General features: G+C 68.8%; 12 protein-coding genes. 4 read left to right on the top strand and 8 right to left on the bottom strand.

All coding sequences use genetic code 11. The annotated features are described in order from the left end of the window. The first annotated feature begins 5 nt into the window (after positions 1 to 5). Positions 6 to 662 carry a GntR family transcriptional regulator gene (locus AB0N59_RS02715; protein WP_363478351.1) on the top strand — a complete coding sequence of 219 codons (657 nt, stop codon included), beginning with the start codon at positions 6 to 8 and terminating at the stop codon, positions 660 to 662. A gap of 20 nt (positions 663 to 682) precedes the next feature. Here the strand turns inward: AB0N59_RS02715 and AB0N59_RS02720 are convergent, their stop codons facing one another. From AB0N59_RS02720 to AB0N59_RS02750, 7 genes are all read right to left on the bottom strand, one after another. After that, positions 683 to 1,576, bottom strand: coding sequence for a carbohydrate ABC transporter permease (locus AB0N59_RS02720; protein WP_363478354.1), 894 nt, complete (start codon positions 1,574 to 1,576; stop codon positions 683 to 685). Further along, positions 1,573 to 2,421, bottom strand: coding sequence for a sugar ABC transporter permease (locus AB0N59_RS02725; RefSeq protein WP_363478357.1), 849 nt, complete (start codon positions 2,419 to 2,421; stop codon positions 1,573 to 1,575). The genes AB0N59_RS02720 and AB0N59_RS02725 overlap by 4 nt, the downstream gene beginning before the upstream one ends. Positions 2,422 to 2,516: 95 nt before the next feature. Further along, a complete protein-coding gene (locus tag AB0N59_RS02730) occupies positions 2,517 to 3,836 on the bottom strand; it encodes a sugar ABC transporter substrate-binding protein (protein WP_363478360.1) in 1,320 nt (439 codons plus the stop codon). Positions 3,837 to 4,043: 207 nt separating this feature from the next. Continuing rightward, positions 4,044 to 5,717, bottom strand: a complete 1,674-nt coding sequence (locus AB0N59_RS02735) for a hypothetical protein (RefSeq protein ID WP_363478363.1) — start codon at positions 5,715 to 5,717, stop codon at positions 4,044 to 4,046. Continuing rightward, entirely contained in the window at positions 5,714 to 6,643 is a 930-nt protein-coding gene (locus AB0N59_RS02740) for a carbohydrate ABC transporter permease (protein WP_363478366.1), read from the bottom strand. Before AB0N59_RS02740 ends, AB0N59_RS02735 begins: the two co-directional genes overlap by 4 nt. A gap of 8 nt (positions 6,644 to 6,651) precedes the next feature. Then, positions 6,652 to 7,614, bottom strand: coding sequence for a sugar ABC transporter permease (locus AB0N59_RS02745; protein ID WP_363478369.1), 963 nt, complete (start codon positions 7,612 to 7,614; stop codon positions 6,652 to 6,654). Positions 7,615 to 7,616: 2 nt separating this feature from the next. Next, the gene (locus tag AB0N59_RS02750; protein ID WP_363478372.1) at positions 7,617 to 8,930 is read right to left on the bottom strand and encodes a sugar ABC transporter substrate-binding protein; all 1,314 of its coding nucleotides are present in this window, start codon (positions 8,928 to 8,930) and stop codon (positions 7,617 to 7,619) included. A 139-nt stretch (positions 8,931 to 9,069) separates the two neighbouring features. On the opposite strand from AB0N59_RS02750, the gene AB0N59_RS02755 reads away from it, so the two are divergent. From AB0N59_RS02755 to AB0N59_RS02765, 3 genes are all read left to right on the top strand, one after another. Further along, complete coding sequence (locus AB0N59_RS02755; RefSeq protein ID WP_363478375.1) at positions 9,070 to 10,005, top strand: 2-hydroxyacid dehydrogenase; 936 nt, start codon at positions 9,070 to 9,072, stop codon at positions 10,003 to 10,005. Positions 10,006 to 10,052: 47 nt separating this feature from the next. Next, positions 10,053 to 11,726: a glycoside hydrolase family 13 protein gene (locus AB0N59_RS02760; protein ID WP_363478378.1), complete on the top strand. Its 1,674-nt coding sequence runs from the start codon at positions 10,053 to 10,055 to the stop codon at positions 11,724 to 11,726. A 127-nt stretch (positions 11,727 to 11,853) separates the two neighbouring features. Beyond that, on the top strand, positions 11,854 to 12,858 hold the full coding sequence (locus AB0N59_RS02765) for a LacI family DNA-binding transcriptional regulator (protein WP_204975412.1): 1,005 nt from the start codon (positions 11,854 to 11,856) through the stop codon (positions 12,856 to 12,858). A gap of 108 nt (positions 12,859 to 12,966) precedes the next feature. Here AB0N59_RS02765 and AB0N59_RS02770 read toward each other — a convergent pair whose 3' ends face one another. Further along, positions 12,967 to 14,166: an MFS transporter gene (locus AB0N59_RS02770; protein WP_363478382.1), complete on the bottom strand. Its 1,200-nt coding sequence runs from the start codon at positions 14,164 to 14,166 to the stop codon at positions 12,967 to 12,969. Between the last annotated feature and the right edge of the window lie 27 nt (positions 14,167 to 14,193).

The raw sequence follows: 14,193 nt of genomic DNA on the forward strand, positions 1-14,193 counted from the left end.
ACGACATGGCGATCGAACGGAAGAACCTCAGGTCTCAGGTGCGCGACGAGCTGCTCGCGCGCATGCGCACGGGGCTCGCCAAGCCCGGCGAGAGCATCAACGAGGTTCAGCTCGCTGCGGAGCTCGGTGTGAGCCGCACTCCCCTGCGTGAGGCGCTGATCGCCCTCGAGTCAGAAGGCCAGATCACGAGCGAGAACGGCAAGGGATTCCGGTTCGTTCCGCTCAGCGCCGGTGAGTTCGAGGACCTCGCCCCGGTCATGGCCGCTCTCGAGAGCCTGGCCCTCGAGCTGTCGCCGATCGACGAGCTGAAGAAGGTCGGCGAGCGCCTGGTCGCCCTGGCGGATGCCTTCAAGGACGAGCTCGTCGAGCACAGCCTCGTGATCAGCCGCGACGACGAGTGGCATGCGGTCATGCTCTCGGTGTGCCCCAACAGGCGCCTGCTCGACGTGATCGAGAGCGTGCGCGGCTCGTTCCACCGCTACGAGTCGCTGCTCGTCGCCGAAGACGTCAAGGTCGAGCGGGTCGCGGCAGAGCACGCGGCGATCGCCCGCGCCCTCGCCGAGGGCGACGTGCCGGCCGCGGTAGAGGCGCTGAAGGTCAACTGGATGCAGGGCATGCGCCGCATCCTCGACAACGCGTCCTCGGCGTACTTCACCGCCTGACCCGCGTCCGGCGGCTGCCCTCAGCCCTTCACCGCGCCGCCGAGCAGGCCGGCGACGAACTGCTTCTGGAACACCAGGAACAGGATGAACAGCGGCAGGGTCGCCAGCAGCGAGCCCAGCATGAGCCCCGAGTAGTCGACCCGGCTGAGGCCGATCATCGTGTTCAGCGCCACCGGGATCGTGTAGTTCGACTCGGTGTTCAGCATGAGCAGCGGCCAGATGAACGAGTTCCACTGGCTGATGAACGTGTAGATGATCAGCGCCGCGATCTGCGGCCGCGCCACCGGGAGCACGATCCGGTAGAACGTGCGCAGCTCGGACGCCCCGTCGATGCGCGCCGCCTCGATGAGCGAGACCGGGAAGTCGAGGAAGCCCTGGCGCATGAGGAAGATGCCGAAGGCGTTCGCCAGGAACGGCACGATGAGCGCCTGATAGCTGTCGATCCAGCCGATGCTCGCCATCATCTGGAACAGCGGGACGAGCAGCACCTGCATGGGGATCATCATGGTCACGAGGATGACCCCGAGCAGGACCCCGCGCCCGCGGAAGCGGTAGGTCGCGAGGCCGTAGCCGCACATGACGCTGACGATCGCGCTGAACGCGGTGTAGATGACCGCGACGAGCACGCTGTTGAGCATCACCTGCCCGAACCCGATGCTCTCCTGCAGACGGCCGAGGTTCTGCCAGAACTCCCCGCCCGGCAGCAGGGGCAGCGGGGTGACGAACAGATCCGAGGTCTTGTGCGTCGAGGCGATGACCATCCACAGGAACGGCACGAGGGCCAGGATGCCGGCGAAGACGAGCAGCGCGTAGACGGGCGCGCGCAGCAGGATCCGGCGTGCGAGCGGTTCGCCGCGGCGCTCGGGGACGCCCGTGCGGCGCGCTCTTCCGGTCGTGATCAGCTGAGTGGTCACGGCTTCTCCCTCATGATGCGGAACTGCACGAGCGCGATGATCGCGGTGAGCACGACGAGCATCCATGCGATGGCGCTCGCGTAGCCGAAGTCGAACTGCTGGAAGCCGATCTTGTACAGGTACAGCACCGGCGTGAGCGTGGCGCTGTTGGGCCCGCCGCCCGTGAGGATGAAGTTCTCGTCGAACAGCTGCAGGGCCCCGATGGTCGAGGTGACGCTGGTGAAGATCAGCACCGGGCGCAGCTGCGGAACGACGACGTGCCAGAACGTCTGCCAGCGCCCCGCGCCGTCGATGCGAGCCGCCTCGTACAGCTCGGGCGGGATGGCCTGCAGACCGGCGAGGATGATCACCATGTTGTAGCCGGTCCAGCGCCAGGTGATCGAGGCGATCACGGCGACCCGCGCCCAGAAGTCGTTGTTGAGCCAGTCGATCGGACCAGCGCCGAACAGCCCGAGCGCCTGGTTCAGCAGGCCGCCGTCGGTCGTCATGATCACGCGGAACACCACCGAGTACGCGACGAGAGTCGTGATGGCGGGCAGGAAGGTGATGAGCCGGAAGCCCGAGCGGAACCTCAGCCACGACTGGTTCAGCAGGTAGGCCAGCCCGACGGCGAGCGCGATCATCAGGGGCACCTGCACGACGAGGATCAGCAGCGCGTTGCCGAGGCTCTTCGCCACGAGCGGGTCGCGCAGCATCCGGGCGTACTGGTCGAGACCGACGAAGGTCGAGACGCCGCCCTCGGTGCGGAAGAAGCTCTGCATGAGCGAGACCGCGAGCGGATAGGCGAAGAAGATGACGAGCAGAGCGGCGGCGGGCAGCACGAACCACATGCCCGGTCGCTGCATGCGCGCACCGAACCGGCGCCCTGACCCTGCCCTGCGGGCGGGCCCCGGGGCGCGCCGCGTGGCGGCGTCACCCCGGGTGGGACTGACGACGGCCATCAGTCCGCGATCTTCCGACCTGTCGAGTTCGCGATCTGCGCGGCCGCGTCGTCGAGCGCCTTCTTGGGGTCCTCGCCGTTGAGCACGGCCGCGGCGACCGCGTTCGAGACGGCGTCGGCCGCCACCGACTGGTCGGAGGTGAAGGTGATCGTCGGGATCTGCTTCGTCAGCTCGCCGAACGTCTGGAAGACCTGCTGGCCGCTGAAGTACTCGCTCGGCTGCTGGAAGTAGTCGGAGTCGAAGGCCGGCAGGTACGACGGGAACAGACCCTCGGCCTTCATCATGCCGGCCTGGTTCTCGGCATCCGCCAGCACGAACTCCATGAAGTCCGCGGCCAGCTGCGGGTTCTTCGCCTGCGTGGGGATGGCGAGGCCGGATCCGCCGTTGTTCGACGTCGCGGCGTCGCCCTCGGCGAAGACGGGCAGCTCACGCACGGCGTACGTGCCCGAGAGCTCGGGCGCCTCGCCCTCGAGCGTGCCGATCCACCAGACCGCCTCGGGGGTGACGGCCGAGTCGCCGTCCTTGGCGCTCGTGACGCTCGCATCCCAGCCCTTGGCGTTCTTGATCAGGCCCTTCTGCTGCATGCTCTGCAGCAGAGTCAGCGTCTGCACCGCTTCGGGGCTGTTGACGGCGATGTCGCCGTTCTCGTCGAACAGGCCCTGGCCCTGCTGCTGCAGCATCATCGAGAACGGGCCGCCTGCCGAGAGGTCGGCGGTGAGCAGCGTCTTGCCGGTCTCGGCCTTGATCTTCTCGCCTGCCGCGACCAGGTCGTCCCACGTGGTGACCGATGCCGGGTCGATGCCGGCCGCCTCGAAGTAGTCGGTGCGGTAGAAGAGGCCGACGGTGCCGGAGTCCCACGGCGCCATGCGCAGCTTGCCGTCGGCATCCGTTCCCGTGTCCCACTTGAACGGGTCGAAGTCGCCCTTCGCATCTCCGAACACCGGGGACAGGTCGGTGAACGCCTTCGGGAACTGGCTCAGGTAGCTCTGGTTCTTGTCGGTCTCGAGCGTGATGATGTCGGGCAGGCCCGTGCCGGCCTGCAGGCCGACCGAGATCTTGTCGTACGCGTTGTCATAGCCGATGTCGACGACGGTGATCGTGACACCGTCGTGCTGCTTCTCGTACTCTGCGCCGAGCCGCTCGAGCGCGGTCGCGGCGACGTCCCACGACCAGATGGTGATCTCTCCGGAGGCCGCGGCGTCCTTCTCGAGGTCGGCACCAACGGATGCGGGAGTCCCGCCTCCGAACGCGCATCCCGTCAGGGCGACCGCCGCCGTCGCAGTGAGTGCGGCTGCCAGCATCCCGCGTCGCTTCATCATGACCTCCTCGTCACGTAATTGGATATTGCATACAGTACACGCGTGGTGACGATAACACCAGTGGCCGGGGTCCATTGCGCAACACCGGCCTACCCACCGCGAAAGGACGCCGACATGGCAGATGCCGGGCGGATCAGGGGGATCCGCCCGGCATCTGGAGCGCGGGCCTGACGCGCATCCGCGGAAGCGGAGCGCGCACGAAAGGGGTCAGCTGAGCGCGACGGCGAGGTCGATGAACAGCGCCGCCGACCAGCCGAAGGCCGTCGTGGCACGCTCGGCCTTGAACCCCGTGCGCGGGTTGTAGTACTCGTGCGGGCCGCCGCCGTGCACCACGAGGCGCACGGTCTGCTCGCGCAGCTCGCGAGCACGCTGCGGGAAGCCGGAGGTCTCGAGCCCCTCGGCGATCAGTGCACTGGTGTTGACCCAGATCGGCCCGCGCCACATGCGCTCGGGCGAGAAGTCGGGATCGGAGGCGGCGACGGTCGGCAGACCCCACTCGAGCGCGAAGCGGGCGGGGTCGTCGACGGCTGCGCGCAGCGAGTCCCGGATGCCGTCGGGCAGCGTGCCCGTGCGCAGCGGCATGAGCCCCACGACGGTGTCCGAGCGGATCTCCTCCCCCGCCCCGCGGGCGAGGAAGCGACCGGCATCGGCATCCCACATCTCGTCGAGCAGCGACTGCGTGCGCTCGGCGCGGGAGAGGAAGCGGGCCGTATCGGCATCCGGCGCGTACCGGCCGAGCAGAGCCGCGATCTCGCGGTCCTGACACACCAGATACGCGCCGAGGTCGGGCGCCGCGGTCGGGATCGGCCCGTCGAAGATGGGGCTGTCATCGAGACCCGACGAATAGGGGTGGCCGTACTCGGGCATCCCGTCGCCGTCCAGATCGGAGCCGGCGAACCACCAGTCCTGCGATCGGATCACCTGCCCGAGCTGCTCGCGCGCCCACTCGGGCGCATCCTCGACCTCGAGCACCTTGCCCAGCGCCCAGGCGGCCAGAGGCGGCTTGGTGAGCGGCACGGGCTTCGACGGGTCGGCGATCTGCGAACCCGCACGGCGCAGGGTGGCCCGGTCGCTCTCGGGAAGGTCATCGCTGGTCGCCAGGATGCCCTCTTCATGCACCACGTCGGGAAGCTGCCCGTCGTCGCTCGGGAAGCGGAACGCGATCTCGAGCTGCTCGCGGGCGAGCTCCGGGTCTCCGTGGCGAAGGCCGACGGCGATGAAGTAGGCGTCCCACTGCCACAGCCCCACGTAGCCGATCTTCGACGGCACGACCGCGCGGGCATCGCCCAGCGAGGGCAGCTCGACGATGTTCGCGCCGAGCACCCACCAGCAGAACGCGGCCATCTGCTGCAGGTCGTCGCGCACGAGGGGGCACTTCGCGAACCACTCGAGCCACTGCCGCTCGCACGCGGCGAGCGCGGCAGGGTGGTGGCCCGGCTCGACGGCGACCGAGCGATCGGCGCCGACGCGGATCCGGATGCCGGCATCCGAGAGCGCATGCCGCTCCTCGCGGCCGTCCGGGTGGACGAGCACGACGTGGGCACTGTCGACGCCGCCGATGCTCAGCGCGCCCGCACCGTCGAAGGTGAGGGTGGCGGACTCGGCAGACCCGTCGCCGAAGGCGATCCGGTGCGGCTGCACATCTGTCACCGGGAGCGCACGGCCCTCGGCGTCGGTCACGCGCACGGCATCCAGCACCCGGCAGGCGCTCAGCCGCTTCTCGTACTCCGAGGTGTGCACGCGCACGCCATCGCCGTCCTCGGCGCGGAACACGAGCACCCGCGAGCGAGGCAGCGTGAACGGGGCGGTGACGAGGTCGAGGTGCCGGCCGGCGAGTGCGGCGAGCGTCATGGCATCCGTCGTCAGGGCATCCGTCATCATCGGCCACCCAGCCCCGACGCGGCCATGCTGTTGAGGATCTTGCGCTGACCGATCACGAACACGATGAGCATCGGCACGGTGGCGATCGCCGAGGCCGCCATCACGAGGCCGTAGTTGATCGAGCCGTGCTGGCCCTGGAACGAGGTGAGCAGCAGCGGCACCGTGAACAGGTCAGGGGAGTTCAGCAGCACGAGGGGGAACAGGAAGGCGTTCCACACGCCAAGCGCCGTGATGATCGCGAGCGCGGCGAGGCCGGGACGCAGGTTCGGCAGCACGATGCTGAAGAAGGTGCGCAGGCGCCCTGCGCCGTCGACGAGAGCCGCCTCCTCGAGCTCCTTCGGCAGCGAGAGCACGAACTGGCGCATGAGGAACACGGCGAACGGGTTGGCGATCATGCCCGGCACGATAAGCGCGAGGTGCGAGTCGACCCAGCCGAGGTTCGACATCAGCAGGTAGAAGGGAATCAGCGTCACCTGCGCGGGGATCATCTGCGTCGCGAGGAAGACGATGAAGAGCACCTTGCTGCCCTTGAACCGGATGCGCGCGAATGCGTACCCCGCCATCGACGCGGTGATGAGAGTGCCGACGACGACCAGCACGGTGATGTAGGCGCTGTTGAGGTACGCCTGCCCGAACGGCACGGCGTTCCAGGCCTCGCTGTAGTTGTCGACCGTCCACGGATTCGGCAGGAACTCGAGCGGGTTCTGCAGCAGCTGCGGCAGCGTCTTGAACGAGGTCAGCACCATCCAGATGAACGGGAAGACCATCGAGATGCCGGCGACGATCAGGATGATGTGCAGCAGCACGGGCCCGCGGCGGCGCTTCGCCGCGCCACCGGGGCGCCGGCGGGTCGAGCCGGGGGCGACGATCGCGATCGTCGAGTCGGTGGGCGGGCCCTGGCGGCCCTCGGTCAGCGGAGAGGTCATGGTGCCGCTCATTCCGGGTCGTCCTCGTAGTGCACGAACTTCTTCTGGGCGCCGAACTGCACGGCCGTGATGATGAGCGTGAGCAGCAGCAGGATGATGCTCGCCGCGCTCGACAGGCCGAACTCGAAGCGCCCGAAGCCGAGATCGTAGATGTGGTACACGATCGTCCTGGTCGCGTTGTCGGGTCCGCCGCCCGAGACGAGCACGTAGACGATGTCGAAGGTCTGCAGCGACGAGATGAAGGCGATCACCGACGAGAAGAACACGATCGGCGAGAGCAGCGGCAGGCGGATGCTGAGCAGCAGCCGCACGGCGCCTGCGCCGTCGATGCGAGCGGCCTCGATGACCGACGGCGAGATGTTCTGCAGGCCTGCGAGGAAGATCACGACGTTGAGGCCGAGCGACGACCAGATCGTCACGATGCACACCGCCAGCAGCGCCAGACGGGGATCCTGCAGCCAGTTCGGCGGGTCGATGCCGAACACGCGGGCGATGGTGGTCGAGAGCACTCCGTCGACCCGGAACATCTGCTGCCAGATCATCGCGATCGCGACGGTGGCCGTGACCACGGGCGAGAAGAAGAGCACCAGGTAGAGCGCGCGGGTCTTCAGCTTCTCGAGCGCCACCGCGACGACCACCGCGAGCCCGAGCCCGATGGGCACGGTGATGATCGCGATGAGCAGGGTGTTGAGGATCGAGCGGCCGAGCAGCGGGTCCTGCAGCTGATCGGCGAAGTTGTCGAGGCCGACCCATGTCAGCTCACCGAGGCCGTCCCAGTCCGCGAAGGCGAGCACGAGGCTGGCCGCGAACGGCAGGACGACGAACAGTCCCATACCGATCAGCTGGGGGCCGACGAAGACGTACCCCCAGAGTCGGTCGCGGCGGCGCCACGCCGCCTCCTTGCGCATGGGCTGGGCGGATGCCGCAGGGGTGACCTGCGGCATCCGCTCTGCCTCGGTGAGCTGAGCCATGGTTACTTCTTCGACCGTTCCTCGACCAGCTTCGCGACGGTGTCGAGGCTCTGCTGAGCGTCGGTCTTGCCCTCGTAGAGCTTCTGGAACTCCTCGGCGATCGCGACGGGCAGGCCGGGGACGCGCGCCTCTGCGGGGTAGTCCTCGAAGCCGATGTCGCGCATGTCGAGGAAGGTCTGGGCGTGCGCGGGGTAGTCGTCTTCGAGCACGACCTCGTCGGCGCCCTTGATCGACGGCACGGCGTTTCCGCCGCCCTTCAGGCGGAAGATCTGGCCCTCGGCGCTCAGGAACTCGGTCCAGAAGGTGAAGGCGGCGTCCTTGACCTTGGTCTTGCCGTTGATCGCCAGGAAGCTGGTGGCGACGCCCGTGGGTGCCGGCTCGCCGTCGGGCGTGGGCCAGCGCACGATGTCGTACGAGTCTTCCACGCCGGCCGACGTGACGGTGCCGATCGTGTAGCGGCCCTGCACGAAGAAGCCGGCCTTGTGGGTGACGAAGACACTGTCGGCGCCCGCACCGTCGGGAAGGGTGTCGGCCACGACGAAGGTGCCGTCCTGGAAGAGGTCGCCGAGCTGCTGCATCGCGTCGACCGTGGCCTTGTCCTCGTTGCCGACGAACGCGCCGCTGTCGTCGTACGGAGCGTCGACGCCCTGCGACGACAGCCAGCTCCAGTGGGTCGCCCAGTAGTTCCAGAACATCGAGCCGGTCAGCTTCGCGTCGTGCAGCTTCTCGTTCATCTCGAGGTACTTGTCGGTCGTCCACTCGCCGTTCTCGGCGAGCGTGGCGGGGTCCTCGGTGATGCCTGCGGCCTTCAGCGCCTCCTTGTCGTACCAGAGCACGTCGGGGTTGGAGTCGTTGGGCGCGGCGTAGACCTCGTCGTCCTTCTCGGCGGCGCCGAAGAGACCGGGGTAGAAGTCGTCGTGCTTGGTCTTGCTGTCCTTCGAGTCCATCAGCTCCTTGAGGGGCATCAGGCGGTTCGAGTCGACGAACTGGCCGATCATGTCGTCGCCGACGTAGAAGACGTCGGGGGCGGTGTTGCTGGTCAGCTGGGCGAGCAGCTTCGAGTGGTAGTCGCCGTAGCCGGCGACCGGCTGGAACTTCACTTCGATGTCGGGGTGACGGTCCATGAAGTCCTCGTTGAACTCCTTGTAGCGGGTGAGCTCGTCTGCGGTGCCCCAGGTCGACCACACGACGGTCGCCTTGCCGTCTGCGTCGACGCCGCCGCCGTTTCCGCCGCCTCCGCTGCAGGCGGCCAAGCCGAGGGCGAGCGCGCCGACGGCGATGCCGGCGAGGTACTTCCGATACTTGGAGCGGGACATTCCGCCACCTCTTTCATCATTGGAAGAGCCGGTGTTCCGGCCACGAGTCGAACCTAAGTATTTTGTATACAGAACACACCGTCTGTCAATCTCCGTGACCATACCGAGACCGCCGGCACCCACGGGTTAGGGTCGAGCCGTGAGCCTTCTCGTCACCGTGCCCACCGACCGCCTCGCCGAGGGCCTCGGCGACCTGCCCGACGGCGTCGAGCTGCGCCTCTGGGATCTGCGCTCACCGGCCCCGGCCGACCGGATCGACATCGTCGTGCCTCCCTATATGGGCGGACCCGGCATGCTGGCCTCGCTCGACGGGCTCGACATCGGGCTCGTGCAGGGCCAGTCGATCGGCTACGACGGCGTCGCCGAGGCGCTGCCCTCCGGCATCCCGTTCGCGAATGCCGCCACCGTGCACGAGACATCGACCGCCGAGCTCGCGGTCGGCATGATGATCGCCGCGCAGCGCCAGCTGCCGCGCTTCGCCCTCGCCCAGGAGCGCGGCGAGTGGGCTCCCGTCTTCGCCGAGAGCCTCGCCGACCGACGCGTGCTGCTGGTCGGCTTCGGTGGCGTGGGCACGGCGATCGCCCGGCGGCTCGCGCCGTTCGAGGTCGAGCTGACGGCGGTGGCGAGCACGGCGCGCACCGAGCACGTCGACGGCGTCGGCGAGATGGCGGTGCACGGCATAGACGAGCTCGACGCACTGCTGCCCCACGCCGAGATCGTCGTGCTGAGCCTCCCTGCGAACGACGACACCCACCACCTCTTCGACGCGGAGCGGATCGCCCGCATGGCACCGGGCGCACTGCTGGTGAACGTCGGACGCGGGTCGCTGATCGAGACGGATGCCCTGGTCGCCGCCCTGCACTCGAACGCGATCCGCGCAGCATCCGACGTGTTCGAGGAAGAGCCCCTGCCTTCCGGTCACCCGCTGTGGACCGCACCGAACCTGCTGATCACGCCGCACGGCGGGGGCGCATCAACCGCGATGAACCCCCGGATCGCTCGCCTCATCCGCCGTCAGATCGACCGGATGCTGGCGGGCGAGCCTCCCGTGAACATCGTGTTCCCGGGGTCATGACGCACGGACGCGTGCAGAACTGTAAGCGCTTGCACTAGCCTGAGCACATGGCACAGCGTGAACAGCAGCGTGAGCAGATGGCAGCCCCCGGTTCCGAGTGGTGGCGCACCGCCGTCATCTACCAGATCTACCCCCGGTCGTTCGCCGACGCCTCGGGCGACGGCATCGGCGACCTCCCCGGCATCACCAGCCGTCTCGACGACCTGAAGAGCCTCGGCATCGACGCCATCTGGCTGAGCCCGTTCATGACCAGCCCGCAGCGCGACGCCGGCTACGACGTCGCCGACTACCGCGACGTCGACCCGCTGTTCGGCACGCTCGCCGACTTCGACGTCATGCTGAACGAGGCGCACGCCCGCGGCATCCGGGTCATCGTCGATCTCGTGCCCAACCACTCGTCCGACCAGCACGCCTGGTTCCAGGAGGCTCTGAAGGCCGCCCCCGGCAGCCCCGAGCGCGCCCGCTACGTCTTCCGCGACGGCCGCGGCGAGAACGGCGAGCTGCCCCCGAACAACTGGCAGAGCGTCTTCGGCGGCGGCATGTGGGAGCGCGTGACCGAGGCCGACGGCACCCCGGGCCAGTGGTACCTGCACATCTTCGACGCCACTCAGCCCGACTTCGACTGGACCAACGAAGAGGTGCGAGAGGAGTTCCGCAGCATCCTGCGCTTCTGGCTCGACCGAGGCGTCGACGGATTCCGCGTCGATGTCGCGCACGGGATGATGAAAGAGGCGGGCCTGCCCGACTACGCCCCCGTCGCCGACGCCGACTCCATGGGCGGCGGCGAGGAGAACGTGCCGTACTGGGGCCAGAACGAGGTGCACGACATCTACCGCGACTGGCACAAGGTGCTGGCCGAGTACGACGGCGACCGCGCCCTGTGCGGTGAGGCCTGGCTGCCGACGCTGAAGAAGACCGCGCTCTGGGTGCGCCCCGACGAGATGCACCAGACCTTCAACTTCCCGTACCTGATGACGCCGTGGGATGCCCAGGAGCTGCGCCTCGTCATCCGCGAATCGCTCGAGGAGTTCGGCAGCGTCGGCGCTCCCAGCACCTGGGTGCTCTCGAACCACGACGTGATCCGTCACGCCTCGCGCCTCGCGCTCACCGCCGACAGCCCGCAGGGCGACGGCATCGGCCCGAACTCGAAGGGCAAGCCCGACCCGGCCATCGGCCTCTCGCGCGGCCGCGCCGCGACCACCGTCATGCTCTCGCTGCCCGGCTCGGCCTACGTCTACCAGGGCGAGGAGCTCGGCCTTCCCGAGGCCATGGAGATCCCCGACGAGTTCCGTCAGGACCCGACCTGGTTCCGCACCAACGGCGAGCGCTACGGCCGCGACGGCTGCCGCGTGCCGCTGCCGTGGACGGCGTCGGGGCCCGCCTTCGGCTTCAACGACACCGGCGCCTCGTGGCTGCCGCAGCCTGCGGAGTGGGCGACGTTCGCGCGCGACGTCGAGGAGGGCGACGCCGAGTCGACGCTCAACCTCTACAAGCGCCTGCTCGCCGAGCGCCGCGAGCGCGGGCTCGGCTCGGGCTCGCTGGTGTGGGATGACGTGGATGCCTCGGCCGTGGCGTTCCACCGCGGCGAGCTGCACGTGGTCGCGAACCTGGGCGAGCAGCCCATCGAGCTCGGCGACGACGTGACCTTCGTCGTGCAGAGCGAGCCGTTCGCCGGCACCGCGCTGCCCCCGAACACCGCCGCCTGGTTCACCCGCGCCTGAGCGCACCGGCCCTGAGCGTGCCGTCCCTGAGCGTGAGAAACCATATTCTGAGTGAGACACCGCGCCTCGCGTGGTGTCTCATGCGGAAAGTGGTTTCTCACGGCAGCGGGCGCGAAAGGCTGACGACATGGTGAGCATCGACGAGGTGGCGAAGCTCGCGGGCGTCTCGACCGCGACCGTGTCGCGCGCGCTCAGCGGCCGCGGGCATGTCTCCGAGGGCGCGCGCGAGCGCGTGCGCTCGGCGGCCGAATCACTCGGATACGTGGTCTCGTCGCGCGCGTCGAGCCTGGCATCCGGCCGCACGCAGAACATCGGCGTGATCGTGCCCTTCCTCGACCGCTGGTTCTTCAGCACCGTGCTGTCTGGGGCGACCAGCGCGCTGATGCGCGCCGGCTACGACGTCACGCTGTACAACATCACGGCCGACGCCGCCGTGCGGCGGGAGGTCTTCTCGACGTTCCTGCGCCGGCAGCGGGTGGATGCCGTGATCGCGGTCTCCATCGAGCTCGACGACGACGAGACGGCACAGCTGCTCGACCTGGGTCTGCCCGTGATCGGCATCGGCGGCCCGAACCCTGGTCTTCGCACGCTGACGGTCGACGACACCGCGGTCGCGCGCCTGGCGACCGAGCACCTGATCGGGCTCGGTCACCGCGACATCGCGCACATCGGTGCGAACCCCGAGTTCGACATCGACTTCCATGTGCCCACGCGCCGTCGGCTCGGCTTCGAGCAGGCGCTGGCCGACGCGGGGATCACGGCGAAGCACACGTTCCTCGAGCCGGCGGACTTCACCGTCGACGGCGGCTTCCGCGCGGCCAAGCAGCTGCTCGGCCGGCCGGGCCCCCGCCCGACGGCGATCTTCGCCGCCTCAGACGAGATGGCCGTCGGAGCCCTGCTCGCCGCCCGCGATCTCGGCTTCCGTGTTCCGCAGGACCTCTCGATCGTCGGCATCGACGGGCACGAGCTCGGGGAGTTCTTCCAGCTGACGACCGTCGACCAGTTCCCCCTCGCGCAGGGCGAGCGGGCGGCGGGCGCGATCCTCGCGCAGCTCGAGGGCGAACCGGATGCCGCGGCCTCGACCGACCTGCCCTACGAGCTCATCGTGCGCGGCACCACCGCCCGCGCCTAGCATCCGCCTGCAACCACCTTCTGCGCGAGAAACCACTTTCTGCGTGAGCAGCACGCGCACGCGTGGTTTCTCATGCGCGCTGTGGTTTCTCATGCGCGATGTGGTTTCTCAACGACGGAGGGCGGTGGCGCGGGGGGCGGCGCGTGAGACGAGCAGGTGCAGGCCCATCGTCACCGCGAGCACGACGGCCGAGGCGGGCAGCAGGCCGTCGGCCGGAACACCGGATGCCAGCAGCGCGCCGCCCAGCATCCCGCCCAGGGCGGAGCCGAGCTGCATGCCGCTGCCGTTCAGCGCGAGCACGAGCGACATCGAGTCGGGGGCGATGTCGCCGAGGCGCGACTGCAGGGCGACGCCGGATCCGCCGTTGAAGAAGGCGCATCCGAAGAACCACGCGAAGGCGGCGACCCCGCCGGCGGCGCCGGGCAGCAGCAGTCCGGCGGTGCCGAGCAGGGCGACGACGATCAGGATGCCGATGATGAGCGCGATCACGTGCTTGGGGTCGATGCGATCGGTGATGCGGCCCGAGAGGATGTTGCCGCCGAGGCTCACGATGCCGTAGCCGAACATCGCGGCGATGATGGGGCCGCCGGCTCCCACCCGCGGCTCGAAGATCAGCGTCGCGTAAGTGAAGCACAGGTAGCTCGCGCACATGATGCCGGTCGCGACGAAGATCGACCCGATCACCGCGGGGCGCGCGAGCGGGCTCAGCGTCTGGCGGAGGGTGAGCGAGGGCAGGTGCAGCCGCGGCACGTTGATCAGGATGCCGATGAGCGCGACTGCGCCGACGCCGGTGACGAGGAACAGCGGCAGGCGCCAGTCGTCCTGACCGATCACGAGACCGACGGGCACGCCCAGCGCGGTCGCCGCGAGAAAGCCGCCGAGCACGAACGACAGCGCGCGGCCCCGACGCTCTGGCGCGGTCTTCGCCAGCACGTAGGCGCTGACGACGGCGCTGAGCAGCGAGCCGCCGAGCGCGGACACGACGCGACCGGCCATCGCCATGGCGTAGTTCGCCGACACCGCGATGAGCAGGTTGCCGAGCACGAAGACGCCGAGCGACAGCGAGATCACGAGCTTGCGCTCCCAGCGCCCGGTGAACGACGACAGCACGGGACCGGCGAGAGCGGCGGTGAGCGCGAACACGGCGACGAGCTGACCCGCGGCGGCCTCGCTGACGGCGAGATCATCGGCGATCTGCGGCAGCAGGCCCGCCAGCACATAGCCGTCGATTCCCATCGAGAACGTCGCGAGGGCGAGCCACAGCAGCGCTCCGAAGCCGGCGGGGCGCGATTCGTCAGTCGTCTTCACAAACACATCCAACCAGAATCCCGGTCG

Source organism: Microbacterium sp. NPDC089321 (genome assembly GCF_040684935.1).
In the GTDB taxonomy this organism is placed as follows: domain Bacteria; phylum Actinomycetota; class Actinomycetes; order Actinomycetales; family Microbacteriaceae; genus Microbacterium.